This window comes from Thioclava sp. F34-6 (assembly GCF_002213235.1).
Lineage (GTDB): Bacteria > Pseudomonadota > Alphaproteobacteria > Rhodobacterales > Rhodobacteraceae > Thioclava > Thioclava nitratireducens.
In genome coordinates this window covers 322,147-339,134 of record NZ_NBOA01000005.1, presented here as the reverse complement: position 1 = coordinate 339,134, position 16,988 = coordinate 322,147, and the positions used below count along the sequence as shown (strand labels likewise).

Genomic DNA, 16,988 nt, shown 5'->3' with positions numbered 1-16,988 from the left:
CCGTATTGCTCACTGACCGGTATCGAGACTCTTGGTGATGAGCGCCTCGCGGTTCTGCGCGAGCGAGGGATGCAGCAATGCGTTCTCGATCGCCGCGACTTGCGTGAAGCCGATATCTTCGAGCGACTTGCCTTTTGCGAATTTCGCGGCGCGCGTCTGATCGAGCATGCTGAGATGCGGATTGGCGGGCATGAAATAGGCCGGGTCGGGGCCGCTCGAGCTCTGCGGTTTGGGAGCTTGCGGACCGAGGCCGCCGGGCGGTTGCGACGCGGCGCCCGCTTGCGCAATGCCGGTGCCGAGGCCAAGAGCGACTGCCAGGCTGCAACCAAGCGCGGAAGCGGTAAGTCGAATGGTCATAAGCAGGTTCCTCATTTCTTCTTCAGCGCCATGCGGATCAGCGTCTCTTTCGCGGTGCGATCGACATTCTGAACCAGCGCGTCCTTGATCTGCACTATCTGGCGGTCGGTGAGGTTGGACAGGTCGACATTTCCGACCAGAGCGTGAACGCGCTGAATCTCAATCGCATTGAGCGGCTGCTGCTGCGCGGCGGCCAGCGATGGCATCGCGGCGCAGGCGAGGGCTGCGATCAGGGCAATAGCTTTCATCGTGAGTCTCCTCAGGCTGCTCTTCCCGACGGAAGATGCAGTTGCGCGGGCGCGGGGCAAGCTCGGGCGCGCGCAAGTTTCGGTGAATGCGGCTTGCCCCAAGCGTCAAGATGGGGATTCACATCGGAAATTCATCATGATACCGTGACACTCAATAAGCAGGGGGCAGACATAAGTCCTCGCAAAAATACGGGCAGGATCAGAGCAATGAAGGCGGGCTATCAGGGCACCTTCGTCATTTCATGGGCGCAGACAGAGGTCGACGGCACGCCGGTGCCGCCGCTGGATGTCGTGACCGTTGGCGCGTGCTGGCGCTGGACGGGGCAGGCAATCTGCGTCGACGGGCCAAACGATCGGCTCATCCTGCATAATGCGCGCGGCGAGGCGGAGCGGCGCACGAAAGCCGCCCGCGCGGTGCGCCGCCTTTTGGGCGAGGCGGTGGGAAGCCCCCGCACGCTCGACGAGCCCGACGAGATCGAGACGCCCAATCAAAGCTTTACCGTGACTGATGGCTATCACGCCTATGTCGTCACCCTGATCGAACTGCCCGAAAGCGGCACCCGCATCTTGATGTTCGCCGGTCGGATGCCGCCGGTGGACAGCGATCTGTGGGTGGTTGATCGCGCCCTCGATCTGCGACCGAAAGCGGCGCGGCAGGGACCCGCGGGCGTCATCTGTTTCACGCCCGGCACGCTGATCGAAACCGACCGGGGCCGCCGCCCGGTCGAAGCTTTGCGCGAGGGCGACCGCGTGATGACCCGCGATGACGGGGCGCAGCCGATCTGCTGGATCGGGAAGCGCGACATCTCCGGCGCGCGGCTCCATGCGATGCCGCATCTGCGCCCGGTGCGCATCTCGGCCGGAGCGTTCGGCATCGCGCGGCCCGACCGCGATCTGATCGTGTCGCCGCAGCACCGGATGCTGGTGCGGGGCCGCGCCGCACAGGCGCTGTTCGCCGAGGACGAGGTTCTGGTGCGCGCATGCGATCTGGTGAATGGCCACGAGATCCGCTTCGAGGGCATGGTAAAAGGCCTGAGCTACATCCACCTGATGTTCGAGCGCCATCAGGTGCTGACCGCGAACGGGCTCGAGACGGAGAGTTTCCACCCCGCCTCGACCCGGCTCGAGATGATCGCTCGCGATCAGCGCGCGGGGCTCGAGGCACTGCTGCCCGAGGTCGCGGAGAACCCGCTCAGCTATGGCGCCTTCGCGCGCCGCGCGCTCAAGCCCTCCGAGGCCGCGATCCTGCGCCATGATCTGGCCGCGTGAACGGGCAAATCCGCGGGAGATCGCTGCAAGCTTGGGCTGTGCGTCAGATGCACGGCTTCGTGCGCATTTTGCGCCTTTTCTCCGCCCGGACGCCGCCTTAGCTTCGGGACAAAGGAGAATTCAATGACCAGACCCGTCGTCGGCATCATCGGCAATAGAGGCCTCGTAGGTGACCGCTACCCCGTCCATGAAGGCGGGCAGCTCAACTCGGAAGCGGTGAGCAAGGTCTCCGATTGCATCCCGCTGCTGATCCCCGCCGATCCCGAATATGTGTCCGTTCAGGAGTTGATGGAGGTCTGCGACGGCTTCCTTCTGACCGGCGGGCGGCCGAACGTCCATCCGCATGAATATGGCGAAGAGCCGACGGAAAAGCACGGCACCTTCGACCGCGCCCGCGACGCGATCACCCTGCCGCTGGTGCGCGCCTGCGTTGAAAACGGGCAGCCCTTCCTTGGCATCTGTCGGGGGTTTCAGGAGGTAAACGTCGCGATGGGCGGCACGCTCCACCCCGAGATCCGCGAGCTTCCCGGGCGATTGAACCACCGGATGCCCCCCGAGGGGACGCTCGAGGAAGGGTTCTCGAACCGTCACATGGTCACGCTTACACCCGGCGGCAGGTTCGCGCGTCTCTTCGGCGCGGATGAGGTCGAGACCAACACGCTGCACGGGCAGGGCGTTTGCACCGCTGGTACGCGGATCGTGATCGAGGGGCGCGCCCCCGATGGTACTCCCGAAGCGATCTATGTTAAGGACGCCCCCGGGTTTACCCTATCGGTGCAATGGCATCCCGAATGGCGTGCGGCGGAAGATCCGGTCTCGCGGCCTCTGTTCGAGGCATTCGGCGATGCGGTACGCGCTTGGGCGCGCGGCGAACGGCCCGCCGCCTGCGTTGCCTGAGCCGCGAAGACAAAACGGAGAGACAGATGAAACGCTCGCGCGTGAACGAAATCATGGCCGCGGCCGAGGATATGATCCAGGAATTCGGCTTCCGCCTGCCGCCCTTCGCGTGGTGGAGCCCGGCCGAGTTCAAGGCGCGCCTTCCCCAGGCGCAGCGCATCGTGGAAGCCGCGATGGGCTGGGACATCACCGACTACGGTCAGGGCGATTTCGACAAGCTGGGCCTGTTCCTCTTCACCCTGCGCAACGGCGATCTACGCGATCTTCAGGCGGGGCACGGCATGGCCTATGCCGAAAAGCTGCTGATCTCGCGCAAGGACCAGATCAGCCCGATGCATACCCATATCATCAAGGCCGAGGACATCATCAACCGCGGCGGCGCGAACCTCGCGATCGAGCTCTACGGCTCTGATGCAGATGGCAAATTTGACGACACTGCGGGCGGGCAGGTGATGTGTGACGGTGTCCCGCGCCGCTACGAGCCCGGCGAGGTTCTGATCCTGCGTCCGGGCGAGAGCGTGACCCTGCGCCCCGGCGACTGGCATGCCTTCTGGGGTGAGGGCGGCGACGTTCTGATCGGCGAGGTCTCGACCGTCAATGACGACAACACCGACAACATCTTCCGCGAAGATATCGGGCGGTTCTCCGAGATCGAGGAAGACGAAGCTCCCCGCCACCTGCTGGTCAGCGACTACGACAAGTTCCTGTACTCATAAGTATTTACTGGCTTCCTTGCGGGCGAAAGGCTTCAGCCTTTCGCCGTGCTCGGCCAGCCAGGCCTGTGCCCGCGCCGGGTCTTTCTTGCTCAGCTCGCGTAGCCACCATGCGATGGCCTTCTGGATGAACCAATCGCGATCCTCTGCCAGTTGCGCGGCCCAGCCCAGAACTTCGTCGCGGACCGCCTCGTCCTCGGGCCTGGGATTGCGTTGCTTGGTCCAGGGCAGGGTGAAGACGAAGGCCGCGCGCCGCGTCCACATGTGATCCGAGCGCACCCAATCCGCCACTTCGTCAAGCCGCGCGGGCTCGGCCTGAAGCCGTTTCGAGCCCGCCTTGGCCGCGTGATCGGCAATCGCCCAAGCGTCGAATTGCTGCACCCAACTTGCGATCAACTCCCATGCGGCGTCGTCAGGGCGCAGCCGCGCTTGCGTCAGCAGCTTGGCCGCCGCGATCCGCGCCTCGTGAATGTCGCTGTCCCAAAGTCCCCGGGCGAGTTCGATCCGCCCCGGCACGTCGAGCTGGCCACGCCATAGTGCGACCATGTCCTCGATCGCGGGCACGGCCACGCCCAAATAGCGCCGCTCCGCCTTGTGATAGGCGGCCATTTCGGCGGCTTTCTCGGCATCCGCCCAGCTTTCCAGCGCGAAAAGCGCATCTTCCAGCGTGGGCGGCGGGCCGAGCGGCTCGCCGGCGTCTTCTGCCTCGGTGAAGCTCTCATATTCCGCATCTGAGGCCGCGTAGGCCTCGGCCTCGGCGCGCAGCTTTGCGTCCTCCGCCGGGTCGAGCGGAGCGTAATCCGCCGCGCTCGGCCGCGCGACGCGCTTCTTGCCCCTCTTGCGGCTCATTCGACCGTCACCGACTTGGCGAGGTTGCGCGGCTGATCGACGTCGGTGCCCTTCGCGACCGCCGTGTGATAGGCGAGCAGCTGCGCCGGGACCGCGTAAAGGATCGGCGCGAAAGGTTCTGCGATATCAGGAAGTTGCAGCGTACCCCAAGTGCCGTCCTGCGCCGCGCTGATGCCTTTGCTGTCGGAGATCAACAGCACCATCCCGTGGCGCGCCATCACCTCCTGCATGTTCGACACGGTCTTGTCGAAGAGCTTGTCATGGGGCGCCATCACGATCACCGGCACGGTGCGGTCGATCAGCGCGATCGGCCCGTGCTTCAGCTCGCCCGAGGCATAGCCTTCGGCATGGATGTAGCTGATTTCCTTGAGTTTCAGCGCGCCTTCCAGCGCCAGCGGATACATTGCGCCGCGTCCGAGGAAGAGAATGTCCTGCGCCTCGGCAAGTTGCTCGGCCAGATGCGAGATCGGCTCGGAAATCGCCAGCGCCTGATTGAGCAGGCCGGGCAGGGCGCGTAGCGTCTCGGCATGGGCGGCAAGCGTCGCCGCGTCCGTTTCGCCGCGGTCGCGACCCGCCTTCAGCGCCATGACTGCGAGAACCAGAAGCTGCGCGGTGAAGGCCTTGGTCGAGGCCACGCCGACCTCAACGCCGGCGAAGATCGGCAACATGATGTCGGCTTCGCGCGCGATGGAAGAAGTGGGGACGTTCACGACGGCCACGGTCTTCGCGACGCGCTCGGAGCAATAGCGCAGCGCGGCCAACGTATCGGCTGTCTCCCCGGACTGGCTGACGAAGATGGCGAGGCTGCGCTTCGACAAGGGCGGTTCGCGGTAGCGGAATTCCGAGGCCACGTCGATTTCGACCGGGATACGCGCGAATTCCTCGAACCAGTATTTCGCCACCGCACAGGCGTAATGCGCCGTGCCGCAGGCGATCAGGACAATCCGGTCGATGTTGGAAAAGTCCAAGTCATCCGGCAGGTTCAGCCCGGTTTCGGGCAGATAATGTCGCAAAGCGTCAGCAAGCACGACGGGCTGCTCGGCGATTTCCTTCGCCATGAAATGCTTGTAGCCACCCTTCTCGACCTGCGCCTGGCCTAGGTCGATGCGGCTCTCGTCGCGGTTCGCGCGGCGGCCCTCGGCGTCGAAAATCTCGGCACCCGCGCGGGTGACGAAGGCGTAATCGCCCTCTTCGAGATAGGTGATCCGGTCGGTCATCGGCGCGAGCGCGATCGCGTCCGAGCCCACGAACATCTCGCCGTCGCCATGCCCGATCGCGAGCGGAGAGCCCTTGCGCGCCGCGATCAACAGATCGTCCTCGCCGTCGAACAGCCACAGCAGGGCGAACGCCCCTTCGAGCTTGCCAAGCGTCGCGACTGCCGCCTCGCGCGCGTCCATGCCGCGATCCATGAACATCCGCGTCAGCAGCGCGACGGTTTCGGTATCCGTCTGCGTCTCCGGGGTGATCCCGGCCTCGGCCAGCTCGGCCCGCAACTCGCGGAAATTCTCGATAATGCCGTTATGCACGACCGCGACGGGCCCCGAGCGATGCGGATGCGCATTGCCCTGGGTTGCAGCGCCATGGGTTGCCCAGCGGGTATGGCCGATGCCCGACTTGCCCGGAAGCGGCTCATGCACCAGCAGATCGGACAGGTTCCACAGCTTGCCCACCGCCCGGCGGCGGTCCAGCTTGCCCTCGTTCACCGTCGCGATCCCGGCACTGTCATAGCCGCGATATTCCAACCGCTTGAGGCTCTCAACGAGCCAGGGGGAAACCTCGTGCTTCCCGAGAACGCCAATAATTCCGCACATTTATCAATCTTTCTTCATGCGGCGCGCTTTCTCCGCGCGCAGCTTCGCAAAGAGTTTCGTGGCGAGGCCCGGGCGGTTCACCTGCTCGGAGCGCTCGATCGCGATCGCCTCGGCCGGGACGTCCTTCGAGATCACCGATCCCGAGCCCGTCAGCGCGCCGTCGCCCACCGTCACCGGGGCCACCAACATCGTGTCGGAGCCGATGAAGGCGTTCGCGCCGATAGTCGTGCGATGCTTCATCACCCCGTCGTAATTGCAGGTCACCGTGCCCGCGCCGATATTCGTATGTTCACCGATATCGGCATCGCCCAGATAGGTCAGATGGCCGACTTTCACACCTTCGGCGAGGATCGCGTTCTTCACCTCGACGAAGTTGCCGATGTGCACGTCCTCGGCGAGCTCCGCGCCGGGGCGCAGGCGGGCGAAGGGACCGACGGTGGCGCCACGCGAGATGTGGCAGCCTTCGAGATGGCAGAAGGCCTCGATCACCGCACCGGATTCGATGGTGACATCGGGGCCGAACACGACATTCGGTCCCAGCACGACATCGCGGCTGATATAGGTGTCGAGCGCGAACCAGACGCTGGCGGGCTCCACCATGGTCACGCCGTTTTCCATCGCCTCGGCGCGCATCCGTTCCTGGAAGAGGGCCTCGGCGCGGGCGAGTTCGGCGCGGGTGTTGATGCCCAGCGTCTCGGCTTCATCACAGGTCACGACCTTGGCCGAGAGACCTTTCTTGCGTGCGGCTTCGACGATGTCGGTGAGGTAGTATTCCCCCGAAGCGTTCTCGTTCGACAGCCCCGCGACGAGCTCGGTCAGAAGCACCGCGTCACAGGCGATAACGCCAGAGTTGCAGAGGGTTATGGCGCGTTCTTCATCCGTGGCATCCTTGAATTCCACGATCCGGTCCAGCGTGTCGCCTTGCGCCACCAAGCGCCCGTATCGGCCCGGATCGGCGGCCTCGAAGCCCAGCACGGTCACCGCCGCCTCGGACGCCGCGAGCCGCTCCAGCGTCTCGGGGCGGATGAAGGGCGTGTCGCCGTAAAGCACGATTACGCGGCCGTCGAACCCGTCGAGCGCAGGCAGGGCCTGCGCCACCGCATGGCCGGTGCCGAGCTGCTCTTCCTGCAGCACGATCTGTGCCTCGGGATCAATCTTTGCGACGGCTTTCTTCACCTTCTCGGCACCGTGACCTGCGACGACGATCACGGTCTCGGGTTCGAGTGCCCGTCCGGCGGCCAGCGCATGGGCCACAAGCGGCGCGCGGCCCACCTGATGCAGCACCTTCGGCAGGTCGGAGTTCATTCGGGTGCCTTGGCCCGCCGCGAGGGTGATCAATGCAATCGCCATGAGATACCTTTTCTTCTGCTCGGCCCCGTTTTAACCATTGGCTTGCTTGCCGCAAGTGGTGCGTCTTCACGCTTCCTTTCGCGGTGTTACGGAAGGAGCAATGGGCAATGCGCACGGTGGTTTTCGACCTCGACGGGACTTTGGCCGACACCTCCGCCGATCTGATCGCGGCGGCCAACGCCTGCTTCACGGCGCGCGGCCACGCGCCGCTTCTCGATCCCGCGGGCGACGCGCTGATCGCCTTCCACGGTGGCCGCGCGATGCTCAAGACGGGCTATGGCCGACTGGGCTTGGCGGAGAGCGAGATCGCAGCCTTGGTCGAGGCCGATTATTACCCGCTACTCGCGCATTACGGTGAGAATATCGACCGGCATACGCAGCTTTATCCCGGGGCTGAAGCGGCCGTGAAAACGCTGCGTGATCAGGGTTTTGCCACGGCTGTCTGCACCAATAAGCCCGAAGGTCTCGCACGTGTTCTGCTCGAGCGGCTCGGCGTCACCGGTCTCTTCGATGCGCTGATCGGTGCCGATACGCTGCCGCTGCGCAAACCTTCACCCGACCCATATCTCGCCGCCGTCGAGGGTGCGGGTGGTAAGGTCGAGACCTCTCTGCTGGTGGGCGACACCAATACCGATCGCGAGACCGCTCGTGCCGTCGGTGTGCCCTGCGTTCTCGTGACCTTCGGGCCCGAGGGGCGTGGCATCGAGCGTCTCGCGCCCGAGGCGATGCTCGACCATTTCGACGATCTGCCCGCGCTCGTGGCGCGGATGCTCGGATGAGGAGCGCGGCGGGGCTGTGCCGCCCCGGATGGCCCCTTCAACAGCCATGACCGCAGCGCCCATTTGTCCTTCGCGCTTTCACGCCACCGCCTTCGTTCTGATCGCGGTGTTTCTCGACATGGTGGGGTTCGGCCTGATCATTCCCGTGCTGCCCTCGCTGATCGCGGATGTGGGCCACGTCGATCTGGCGCAGGCGAGCCGGATCGGGGGCTGGATGTTCGCGGCCTTCAGCCTCGCGCAATTCCTGTTCGCGCCGCTGATGGGCAACCTTTCGGATCGCTTCGGGCGGCGTCCGCTCCTCTTGCTTGCGATTGGCGGACTGGGTGTCGATTACCTGTTTCACGCCTTCGCGCCGACGCTGCTCTGGCTCTTCGTGGGCCGGATCGTCGCTGGCATCTGCGGCGCGTCCTACGTCATCGCGAACGCCTATCTCGCCGATATCACCCCGCCGGCCGAGCGTGCCCGCGCCTTCGGACTGATCGGCGCGGCCTTCGGTTTCGGCTTCATCGCGGGGCCCGCGCTTGGCGGATTTCTGGGCGAGCTTGGCCCGCGCATTCCCTTCTTCGTCGCCGCCGCGCTCTCGGGGCTGAACCTGATCTACGGGCTGATCGTGCTGCCTGAAAGTCTACCGCAGGGCTTGCGCCGTCCGGTGAACTGGCGCGCCTGCAATCCGCTGGGCACGCTGAAAGTCTTCGCGCGGTATCCGGGCGTGCTGCCTATGGGCACTGCCCTTGGCGTCTATCTGTTCGCCTCGGCGGTCTATCCCGCGATCTGGCCCTATTGGGGGATGGCGAAATTCGGCTGGTCCGAGGGAATGGTGGGGCTGACACTCGCAGGCTATGGCGTCGTCGCGGCGATCTTTCAGGGCGGACTCGCTGGGCCGCTCGCGTCCCGACTGGGCGAGGCGCGAGTGGCGGCGATCGGGCTCATCGTCGGGATCGGCATGACCATTGCGCTGGGGCTGTCGACCTCGCTGGTGATGGTACTGATCGTCCTCTTGATCACCGGGATCGAGGGGCTGGTGCATCCGATGATCGCCTCGCTGATGTCCAACGCGGTGCCCGAGGATGCGCAGGGCGCGCTGCAGGGTGGCATTTCCGCGCTGATGAACCTCGCAATGCTGGCGGGCACCTTGTTCTTCACCCAAGTGTTCGGGATATTCCTCGCCGAGAACGCCCCGATCCGCACGCCGGACATGGCCTTTTTCGTGGCCTCCGTAATCCTGCTGGCGGCGTTGGCGCTGTTCGTGCGTGCAAGAAAGGTCGAGTGATGTCCGAGGTCTTCAACGGCAATTTCACCCAGCAGGAGCCGATCCCGGAGGAGGCGATCGAACGTGCCGTCGAGGTGATGCGCTCGGGACGTCTGCATCGCTACAATACGGTGCCGGGTGAACCGGGCGAGGTGGCGTTGCTGGAGGAGGAATTCGCGGGGCTGACCGGTGCGCCCTATTGCCTTGCGGTGGCCTCGGGCGGCTATGCCTTGGGCTGTGCACTGCGCGCCGTGGGCGTCGGTCCGGGCGATCCGGTGCTGACCAATGCCTTCACGCTTGCGCCCGTGCCCGGCGCCATCGCGGCGGTCGGCGGCAAGCCCGTGCTGGTCGAGGTCACCGACCAATTGACCATCGACCTTGACGATCTGGCGGCGAAAGCCCCGCAGGCGCGGGTGCTGATGCTTTCCCATATGCGCGGCCATATCTGCGACATGGATGCGCTGATGGAGATCGCGCGCACCCATGATCTGACGGTGATCGAGGATTGCGCTCATACGATGGGGGCGGCTTGGGGCGGTGTCCCCTCGGGGCGGCATGGCGCGATCGGGTGCTATTCGACCCAGACCTACAAGCACATGAATTCGGGTGAGGGCGGTCTGATCGTAACCGACGACGCGGAACTGGCGGCGCGGATGATCCTGCTGTCGGGCAGCTACATGCTCTATGAGCGGCACCGCGCCGCGCCGCGGCCGGAGGTGTTCGAGGGGCTGAAATACGACACGCCCAATGTCTCGGGCCGAATGGACAATCTGCGCGCCGCGATCCTGCGCCCGCAGCTGCCGACGTTGGCGGATCGGGTGGCGCGCTGGAATGCGCTGTACCGAGAAATCGAGGCCGGGCTTGCCGGGGCAGAGGGTGTGGCGCTGATCGAACGCCCCGAGGCCGAGAGCTATGTCGGCTCGTCCTTCCAGTTCCGCCTGCCGGGGCGCTCCGCCCCCGAGATGCTGGATTTCGTCGCCCGGGCTGCGGCCCGCGGGGTTGAGCTGAAATGGTTCGGCGCGGATGAGCCTGCGGGCTTCACCTCGCGCCATGACAGCTGGCGCTACGCAGAAGCGCAGAACCTGCCGCGCACCGATGCGGTGCTGGCGACGCTGCTTGACCTGCGCCTGCCGCTGACTTTCTCGACGGACGATGCCGCCCAGATCGCCCGCATCCTGCGCGAAGAGGCCGAGGTTTGAAGAGGTGCAGCGCTGACACTCAGCCTGCGCGCGAGATCCAGTCGGCGATCATCAGGTCGAGATGCGCGCCACCGCCATTCTTGTAGAGCGTGATCTCCTCGGCGCTTTCCCGCCCGCGTGCGCCGCCGATGAGGTCGTAGAGATCGGCCTTCACCGCCTCGGGCGTGATCACCCCTTCGCGGATCGGGATCAGCAGTTCGCCAATATGGCCCAATGTGGTGTCGCGACTGTCGACAAAGAGACTCGCCGTCGAGATCAGCGCATCGTCGGCCTCGCGCATATCGGCCTTGTAGGCCCCGATCAGATCGACATGGGTGCCGGGTTTTACCCATTCGCCCTTCAGGACCGGCGCGCGCGCCATCGTGGCGCTGCTGACGATATCGGCCTCGGCCACCGCTTCGGCGAGATCGCTCACCGCACGCAGCGTGACGCCCTCGGGGGCAGGCCCAGCCGCCAGCTCCTGCGCCTGCTCGGGGCGGCGCGTCCAGAGCGTGATCTCCGTCAGCCCCGGAAAGCCCGCCGCATAGGCCGCGATCAGCGAGCGCGCGACCCGGCCCCCGCCCGCGATCAGCAGTCGGCGGCTGTCCGGGCGGGCCAGAAGTTGCGCGCCGAGAACGGAATCGGCAGCCGTCTTGAACTCGGTCACCAGCGGGCAATCGACGATCGCGGTGGGCTGGCCATGCTCGGGCTCGAACACCACCATCGCGCCTTGCACCGTGGGAAGCCCCGCCTTGGCGTTGCCATCGCACACGGTGAAGGATTTCACCCCGTAACCCAGCCCCGGAATGTAAGCCGCGCGGCTCAGCAGCACCGCATCCGAGGGTCCTAGAAACGTATCGCCCAACTCCGCCTTCGGGCGCGTATGGCCCGCGCGCAATGCAGCTATCGCGCCGGGCCAATCGAGCTTTTCCGCGATGTCATAGGGGATGATCTTCGGGCTCATGTCGTCTCCTTCATTGTCTCGGGCGTCACAGAGGCATCAGCCAGCGCGCCGGGGCCGACACCTCGCGCGGGCCGTTGGCGGCACCGGTGATCGCATCGGCCAGAAGCGCGCCGCAGCCCGCCGAAAGCGTCCAGCCCAACTGCCCGTGGCCCGCATTGACCCACAGGTTGTCGTAAGCCTTCACCCGGCCAAGGAAGGGCGGGCCATGCGGGGTCGAGGGCCGCAGCCCGGTCCAGAGAACGGGCGGCGCATCGCTCACCGCATCGCAGAAGCGTGCGGCGACGTAATCGGTCAGCACCTTGGTGCGATCCTCGCGCAGCGTCCGGTCGCGCCCGGCGAATTCGGCGATCGCGGTAACCCGCAACACCCCGCCATAAGACGCCACGGCCAGCATCGCGGCCTCGTCGATATAGGGGTGGCGGGGCAGGCGGCTCTGGTCGCGCACTTCCCATGTCCCAGAATACCCCTTCACCGGGTAGATATCCGGCGCAAAGCCCAGAGGCCGGGCCAGATCGGGCGTCTCTACCCCGGTGGCGAGGATCACCTGCGCCGCAGGCAGCGTCTCGTCGGCGAGGTTGACCCCGGTGATCTTGCCATGGGCATGGCTGAACCCGGTCACCGCGCTGTTGTAGCGAAACTGCACACCGTGCTTGGCGGAAAGCGCTTTGGCGGCGGCGCGGGTCACCTCGTGGCAATTGCCCGCGGCATCCATCGGCGAGAGGAACCCGCCCGCAAAACCCGCCCTGGCGAGCGGCGGATCGTTCTCGGCCAGCCAGTCCGGGTCGATCCGCGTCAACCGCCCGTCGTCATGGGCGTCGATCTCATTCGTCGCATTATAAAGATAGAGTCCGCCCTCGAAGCGGATAAGTGCGTCCAGCTCCAGCTCCTGCGCCATCTCGGGCAGGGCGGCGCGCGCGGTCTCGGCCAGCCGCATCATCCGCGCGGTGTTCCGGGCCTGCGCGGCGCCTGTGCAGTTGAGCAGGAAGCGTGTCCCCCAACGCCATAGCGCCGGATCGAACGGCGCGGTCAGCTTCACGCCGGGATTGCGCCCGGCCATCGCGCGCAGCAGCTGCGGCAAGGCATCCGGCCCCGCCCATGCGCTCGAATGGCCGATCGAGACGATCCCGGCATTCGCGCGCGAACACAGCTCCGCGGGGCCGGGCAGGCGGTCGACCACCGTCACCGGCAGCCCGCGCCGCGCCAGCGCCCATGCGGTCATCATGCCGACGATGCCCGCTCCGATCACGATATGACGTGGCTGCCCCATCTCCGCTCCCGTGTTTCCATGTCCCAAGCCTCTTTGTGGCGGCAATCGCCGCGCCTTACCAGCCCCTGCGCCGCGGGTTCGTGCCGCTACGTCGTTTGCCCGGGGCCGGGGCCACGGCTCTTGACCCGACTCGACAATTGCGCATAAATGAACGTGCGTTCAATAAACCGGGGGAGGAGATCCGATGTTCGCAGGTTCGATGGAGTTCGATCTGGGCGAGGATATCGCCGCACTGCGCGATATGGTGCGCCGTTGGGCGTCCGAGCGCGTGGCCCCGATCGCGGCCAAAACCGATCTGGACAATGAGTTTCCGAACGAGCTTTGGACCGAGATGGGCGAGCTTGGCCTGCTCGGGATCACCGTGTCTGAAGAATTCGGCGGGGCCGGGATGGGCTATCTCGCTCATGTCGTGGCCACCGAGGAAATCGCGCGGGCCTCGGCCTCGATCGCGCTCAGCTACGGCGCGCATTCCAATCTCTGCGTGAACCAGATCAAGCTGAACGGCTCGGACGAGCAGAAGAAGAAATACCTGCCCGGACTGATCTCGGGACAGTCGGTCGGCGCGCTCGCGATGTCGGAATCCGGCGCGGGTTCGGACGTGGTGGGCATGAAGCTCAAGGCCGAGAAGCGCAACGGCTATTACGTCCTGAATGGCCATAAATACTGGATCACCAACGGGCCCGATGCCGACACGCTCGTGGTCTATGCCAAGACCGACCCGGAAGCTGGCTCCAAGGGCATCACCGCCTTCATCGTCGAGAAGGATTTCAAGGGCTTCTCCACTTCCAAGCATTTTGACAAGCTCGGCATGCGCGGCTCTAACACGGCACAGCTGTTCTTCGAGGATTGCGAGGTGCCCTTCGAGAATGTGCTGGGCGAAGAGGGGCGTGGGGTGCGCGTTCTGATGTCGGGTCTCGATTACGAGCGCGTGGTGCTTTCCGGCATCGGCACCGGCATCATGATGGCCTGCCTCGACGAGGTCGTGCCCTATTGCAAGGAGCGCGAGCAGTTCGGCCAGCCGATCGGGAATTTCCAGCTCATGCAGGGCAAGATCGCCGATATGTATGTCGCGATGAACACCGCGCGCGCCTATACCTACGAGGTCGCGAAAGCCTGTGATCGCGGCGCCGTGACCCGTCAGGATGCTGCGGCGACCGTGCTTTACGCCTCCGAGCAGGCGATGGTGCAGGCGCATCAGGCGGTGCAAGCGCTTGGCGGCGCCGGGTTCCTCAACGACTCCAACGTCTCGCGCCTGTTCCGGGACGCGAAATTGATGGAGATCGGCGCGGGCACCTCGGAAATCCGCCGGATGCTCATCGGTCGCGAGATCATGGGAGCCGCGTGATGCGCGCCGGCGCTCTCCTCCTGATCGGGCTTGCGGCGCCTTTGGCGGCGCAGGCCCAAGGGGCAGGGGCGGATTTCGATCCGGCCGCTTTGGAGAGCTGCCTTTCGGGCGCTGACGACCCTGCGTCCTGCATCGGCAAAGCGGCGGAGCAATGCATCGGTGACGCTGCGAGCGTCCACGACCGCCGCGCCTGCTATGATGCCGAGCGCGCCCTCTGGTCCGACCGGGCGGCGACAGCCCTCGACAGCTTGCGGCGGGCGGCAGCGGCCAGCGACGCGGCAAAGATCGCGGCGGGCAAGTCTCCGTCCGGATTGCAAGGCGCGCAGCTGGGCGAGGCGGAAGCTGCCTGGGCGCGCTACCGCGATGGCGCCTGCGCCTATGGGGCCGCGCTGCAGAGCGAGGGCGCAGAGGCGGAGGAGGCGGGCTGCCTGATGCGCAAGACCGCCGAACATGCGCTCGAATTGCAGAGTTGGGCCGGGCTGCTGGCTGGCGAGGCGCGCCCATGACACGGACACTCCGCCTGCACGGGCGCTCTGAGAAACGGAAACGCGCGATGAAATTGGCATGGTTGCTGGGCGGCCTGATGCTCGCGTCCCCCGCCTTGGCGCAGGAACCGAGCGTTGACCCGAACGCGGTGCGCGCCTGTTTTGACGGGGCGAAGGACACCCATCCCGCCTGTATCGGCGAGGCGGCTGCAGCCTGTCAGGATGAGCCGGGCGGCGCTACGACTCTGGGTATTTCGGCGTGTCTTCAGGGCGAGGCGCAAGTCTGGGACGATATCGCGAAGTCGCAATACAAGGCGGCGCGCGCCCGTCTGCTGGAGCAGGGGGGCACCGACCTCGCCAACATGCTGCTCGATGCGCAAAGCGCGTGGGGGCAGTATCGCGACGCCGATTGCGGGCTGCTCTACGAGATTTGGAAGGACGGCACGATCCGCACGGTCGTGGCGTCGCAATGCTACCTCGAGCGTACGGCGCAACGCGCGCTGGAACTGCGCGATTTGGGGAGGATGGAATGAAACTGGTATCGCAGGCCCTGACCTCGTCGGAGGACTTTCAGGCCAATCGCAAGGCGCATCTCGACGCGCTGTCGCAGATCGAAGAGGCTGCCGCACAGGCGGCGGCAGGCGGTGGTCCCGCCGCGCTGGAGCGGCACCTCTCGCGCGGCAAGATGGCGCCGCGCGAACGGGTGGCGGGGCTCTTGGATCCCGGCTCGCCGTTTCTGGAAATCGGCGCGACGGCGGCGCATGACATGTATGGCAACGCGGCTCCCTGTGCGGGCGTGATCGCCGGGATCGGCCGGGTGCAGGGCCAGGAAGTCATGGTGGTCGCCAACGACGCCACCGTGAAGGGCGGCACCTATTACCCGCTGACGGTGAAGAAGCACCTGCGCGCACAGGAGATCGCCGAGGAAAACCATCTCCCCTGCATCTACCTCGTCGACTCGGGCGGCGCGAACCTTCCCAATCAGGACGAGGTATTCCCCGATCGCGACCATTTCGGGCGCATCTTCTACAATCAGGCCCGGATGTCGGCGAAGGGCATCGCCCAGATCGCGGTGGTGATGGGGTCCTGCACGGCAGGCGGTGCCTATGTGCCCGCGATGTCGGATGTGACGATCATCGTGAAGGAGCAGGGCACGATCTTCCTTGCCGGGCCGCCTCTGGTGAAAGCGGCGACGGGGGAGGTGGTCACCGCCGAAGACCTCGGCGGCGGCGATGTGCATACGCGGCTCTCGGGCGTGGCCGATTATCTGGCCGAAGACGACGCCCATGCGCTGGCGCTGGCGCGCCGCGCGGTCGGCAATCTCAACTACACGAAACCTTCGACGGTGAATTGGCAATCGCCCGAGGAGCCTGTCTACGATCCCGAGGAAATCCTCGGCGTGGTCCCGGCAGACCTGCGCACCCCCTATGATATCCGCGAAGTCATCGCGCGTCTGGTGGACGGCTCGCGCTTCGACGAGTTCAAGCCGCGCTTCGGCGAGACGATCGTCACCGGCTTCGCCCATGTCAAAGGCTGCCCCGTCGGCATCGTCGCGAATAACGGCGTGCTGTTCTCGGAAGCCGCCCAGAAGGCTGCGCATTTCATCGAACTCTGCTCGCAACGCTCGATCCCGCTGGTCTTCCTGCAAAACATCACCGGCTTCATGGTCGGGCGGAAATATGAAAACGAAGGCATCGCGCGTCACGGCGCGAAGATGGTCACCGCCGTCGCCACCACCTCGGTGCCGAAAATCACCATGCTGGTCGGCGGCTCCTTCGGGGCGGGCAATTACGGTATGGCGGGGCGCGCCTATTCCCCGCGCTTCCTCTGGACCTGGCCCAACTCGCGAATCTCCGTGATGGGCGGCGAACAGGCGGCGGGCGTGCTCGCCACCGTCAAACGCGACGGGATCGAGCGCAAGGGTGGCCAGTGGTCGGCCGAAGAAGAGGCCGAGTTCAAGCGCCCCACCATCGAGATGTTCGAGCGCCAGTCGCACCCGCTCTACGCCTCGGCGCGGCTTTGGGACGACGGCATCATCGACCCGCGCAAATCGCGCGACGTGCTGGCGCTCTCGCTCTCTGCCGCGCTGAACGCCCCGATCGAGCCGACCCGCTTCGGCCTGTTCCGGATGTAACTTTCATGCCTCCGGCGGGGATATTTTGGCCAAGAGGAAGTGCAAATCTTCGACTTGGCCGAAATATCCCGGGGGGCTCCGCAGGAGCGGGGG

General features: G+C 65.7%; 17 protein-coding genes. 10 read left to right on the top strand and 7 right to left on the bottom strand.

From position 1 onward, the window contains the following. Positions 1-9 precede the first annotated feature (9 nt). Entirely contained in the window at positions 10-357 is a 348-nt protein-coding gene (locus B6V72_RS12835) for a hypothetical protein (RefSeq protein ID WP_075774451.1), read from the bottom strand. A gap of 11 nt (positions 358-368) precedes the next feature. Continuing rightward, the gene (locus tag B6V72_RS12830) at positions 369-605 is read right to left on the bottom strand and encodes a hypothetical protein (protein WP_088725103.1); all 237 of its coding nucleotides are present in this window, start codon (positions 603-605) and stop codon (positions 369-371) included. 207 nt (positions 606-812) lie between these two features. Between B6V72_RS12830 and B6V72_RS12825 the strand changes: the two genes are divergently transcribed. From B6V72_RS12825 to B6V72_RS12815, 3 genes are all read left to right on the top strand, one after another. Beyond that, positions 813-1,874 carry a Hint domain-containing protein gene (locus B6V72_RS12825; protein ID WP_088735738.1) on the top strand — a complete coding sequence of 354 codons (1,062 nt, stop codon included), beginning with the start codon at positions 813-815 and terminating at the stop codon, positions 1,872-1,874. Positions 1,875-1,997: 123 nt separating this feature from the next. Then, positions 1,998-2,771, top strand: a complete 774-nt coding sequence (locus B6V72_RS12820; protein WP_075774454.1) for a gamma-glutamyl-gamma-aminobutyrate hydrolase family protein — start codon at positions 1,998-2,000, stop codon at positions 2,769-2,771. A 26-nt stretch (positions 2,772-2,797) separates the two neighbouring features. Beyond that, entirely contained in the window at positions 2,798-3,487 is a 690-nt protein-coding gene (locus tag B6V72_RS12815) for a D-lyxose/D-mannose family sugar isomerase (protein ID WP_075774455.1), read from the top strand. Here B6V72_RS12815 and B6V72_RS12810 read toward each other — a convergent pair. From B6V72_RS12810 to glmU, 3 genes are read right to left on the bottom strand one after another with little or no spacing between them, the layout of a single operon-like run. Continuing rightward, positions 3,482-4,333, bottom strand: coding sequence for a DNA alkylation repair protein (locus B6V72_RS12810; RefSeq protein ID WP_088735737.1), 852 nt, complete (start codon positions 4,331-4,333; stop codon positions 3,482-3,484). The genes B6V72_RS12815 and B6V72_RS12810 overlap by 6 nt on opposite strands. Further along, a complete protein-coding gene (gene glmS, locus B6V72_RS12805) occupies positions 4,330-6,144 on the bottom strand; it encodes a glutamine--fructose-6-phosphate transaminase (isomerizing) (protein WP_088726832.1) in 1,815 nt (604 codons plus the stop codon). Before glmS ends, B6V72_RS12810 begins: the two co-directional genes overlap by 4 nt. Before the next feature lie 3 nt (positions 6,145-6,147). Continuing rightward, positions 6,148-7,494: a bifunctional UDP-N-acetylglucosamine diphosphorylase/glucosamine-1-phosphate N-acetyltransferase GlmU gene (gene glmU / locus B6V72_RS12800; protein ID WP_088718915.1), complete on the bottom strand. Its 1,347-nt coding sequence runs from the start codon at positions 7,492-7,494 to the stop codon at positions 6,148-6,150. A 107-nt stretch (positions 7,495-7,601) separates the two neighbouring features. Between glmU and B6V72_RS12795 the strand changes: the two genes are divergently transcribed. From B6V72_RS12795 to B6V72_RS12785, 3 genes are read left to right on the top strand one after another with little or no spacing between them, the layout of a single operon-like run. Next, positions 7,602-8,273 (top strand): HAD-IA family hydrolase, encoded by a 672-nt coding sequence (locus tag B6V72_RS12795; RefSeq protein WP_088735736.1) that lies wholly within the window; start codon positions 7,602-7,604, stop codon positions 8,271-8,273. A 46-nt stretch (positions 8,274-8,319) separates the two neighbouring features. Beyond that, a complete protein-coding gene (locus B6V72_RS12790) occupies positions 8,320-9,543 on the top strand; it encodes a TCR/Tet family MFS transporter (RefSeq protein WP_088735735.1) in 1,224 nt (407 codons plus the stop codon). Next, positions 9,543-10,721, top strand: a complete 1,179-nt coding sequence (locus B6V72_RS12785) for an aminotransferase class I/II-fold pyridoxal phosphate-dependent enzyme (RefSeq protein WP_088735734.1) — start codon at positions 9,543-9,545, stop codon at positions 10,719-10,721. Before B6V72_RS12790 ends, B6V72_RS12785 begins: the two co-directional genes overlap by 1 nt. Positions 10,722-10,740: 19 nt before the next feature. Here the strand turns inward: B6V72_RS12785 and B6V72_RS12780 are convergent, their stop codons facing one another. Together B6V72_RS12780 and B6V72_RS12775 are read right to left on the bottom strand one after the other, a co-directional pair. Next, a complete protein-coding gene (locus tag B6V72_RS12780) occupies positions 10,741-11,664 on the bottom strand; it encodes an ornithine cyclodeaminase (protein WP_088735733.1) in 924 nt (307 codons plus the stop codon). 25 nt (positions 11,665-11,689) lie between these two features. Continuing rightward, positions 11,690-12,931, bottom strand: a complete 1,242-nt coding sequence (locus B6V72_RS12775; RefSeq protein WP_088735732.1) for an FAD-dependent oxidoreductase — start codon at positions 12,929-12,931, stop codon at positions 11,690-11,692. 184 nt (positions 12,932-13,115) lie between these two features. Between B6V72_RS12775 and B6V72_RS12770 the strand changes: the two genes are divergently transcribed. From B6V72_RS12770 to B6V72_RS12755, 4 genes are read left to right on the top strand one after another with little or no spacing between them, the layout of a single operon-like run. Then, complete coding sequence (locus tag B6V72_RS12770) at positions 13,116-14,276, top strand: isovaleryl-CoA dehydrogenase (RefSeq protein WP_088718909.1); 1,161 nt, start codon at positions 13,116-13,118, stop codon at positions 14,274-14,276. After that, on the top strand, positions 14,276-14,782 hold the full coding sequence (locus B6V72_RS12765; protein ID WP_088735731.1) for a lysozyme inhibitor LprI family protein: 507 nt from the start codon (positions 14,276-14,278) through the stop codon (positions 14,780-14,782). Before B6V72_RS12770 ends, B6V72_RS12765 begins: the two co-directional genes overlap by 1 nt. Next, entirely contained in the window at positions 14,779-15,294 is a 516-nt protein-coding gene (locus B6V72_RS12760; protein ID WP_088735730.1) for a lysozyme inhibitor LprI family protein, read from the top strand. The genes B6V72_RS12765 and B6V72_RS12760 overlap by 4 nt, the downstream gene beginning before the upstream one ends. Then, positions 15,291-16,895 carry a carboxyl transferase domain-containing protein gene (locus tag B6V72_RS12755; RefSeq protein ID WP_088718906.1) on the top strand — a complete coding sequence of 535 codons (1,605 nt, stop codon included), beginning with the start codon at positions 15,291-15,293 and terminating at the stop codon, positions 16,893-16,895. Before B6V72_RS12760 ends, B6V72_RS12755 begins: the two co-directional genes overlap by 4 nt. Positions 16,896-16,988 lie beyond the last annotated feature (93 nt).

Excerpts from the sequence above, each read along its gene's own strand:
- glmU (WP_088718915.1), bottom strand. The coding sequence starts at position 7,494 with ATGGCGATTGCATTGATCACCCTCGCGGCGGGCCAAGGCACCCGAATG.
- B6V72_RS12770 (WP_088718909.1), top strand. The coding sequence starts at position 13,116 with ATGTTCGCAGGTTCGATGGAGTTCGATCTGGGCGAGGATATCGCCGCA.
- B6V72_RS12815 (WP_075774455.1), top strand. The coding sequence starts at position 2,798 with ATGAAACGCTCGCGCGTGAACGAAATCATGGCCGCGGCCGAGGATATG.
- B6V72_RS12780 (WP_088735733.1), bottom strand. The coding sequence starts at position 11,664 with ATGAGCCCGAAGATCATCCCCTATGACATCGCGGAAAAGCTCGATTGG.
- B6V72_RS12785 (WP_088735734.1), top strand. The coding sequence starts at position 9,543 with ATGTCCGAGGTCTTCAACGGCAATTTCACCCAGCAGGAGCCGATCCCG.
- B6V72_RS12825 (WP_088735738.1), top strand. The coding sequence starts at position 813 with ATGAAGGCGGGCTATCAGGGCACCTTCGTCATTTCATGGGCGCAGACA.
- B6V72_RS12820 (WP_075774454.1), top strand. The coding sequence starts at position 1,998 with ATGACCAGACCCGTCGTCGGCATCATCGGCAATAGAGGCCTCGTAGGT.
- B6V72_RS12775 (WP_088735732.1), bottom strand. The coding sequence starts at position 12,931 with ATGGGGCAGCCACGTCATATCGTGATCGGAGCGGGCATCGTCGGCATG.
- B6V72_RS12835 (WP_075774451.1), bottom strand. The coding sequence starts at position 357 with ATGACCATTCGACTTACCGCTTCCGCGCTTGGTTGCAGCCTGGCAGTC.
- B6V72_RS12830 (WP_088725103.1), bottom strand. The coding sequence starts at position 605 with ATGAAAGCTATTGCCCTGATCGCAGCCCTCGCCTGCGCCGCGATGCCA.
- glmS (WP_088726832.1), bottom strand. The coding sequence starts at position 6,144 with ATGTGCGGAATTATTGGCGTTCTCGGGAAGCACGAGGTTTCCCCCTGG.
- B6V72_RS12765 (WP_088735731.1), top strand. The coding sequence starts at position 14,276 with ATGCGCGCCGGCGCTCTCCTCCTGATCGGGCTTGCGGCGCCTTTGGCG.
- B6V72_RS12755 (WP_088718906.1), top strand. The coding sequence starts at position 15,291 with ATGAAACTGGTATCGCAGGCCCTGACCTCGTCGGAGGACTTTCAGGCC.
- B6V72_RS12790 (WP_088735735.1), top strand. The coding sequence starts at position 8,320 with ATGACCGCAGCGCCCATTTGTCCTTCGCGCTTTCACGCCACCGCCTTC.
- B6V72_RS12795 (WP_088735736.1), top strand. The coding sequence starts at position 7,602 with ATGCGCACGGTGGTTTTCGACCTCGACGGGACTTTGGCCGACACCTCC.
- B6V72_RS12810 (WP_088735737.1), bottom strand. The coding sequence starts at position 4,333 with ATGAGCCGCAAGAGGGGCAAGAAGCGCGTCGCGCGGCCGAGCGCGGCG.
- B6V72_RS12760 (WP_088735730.1), top strand. The coding sequence starts at position 14,779 with ATGACACGGACACTCCGCCTGCACGGGCGCTCTGAGAAACGGAAACGC.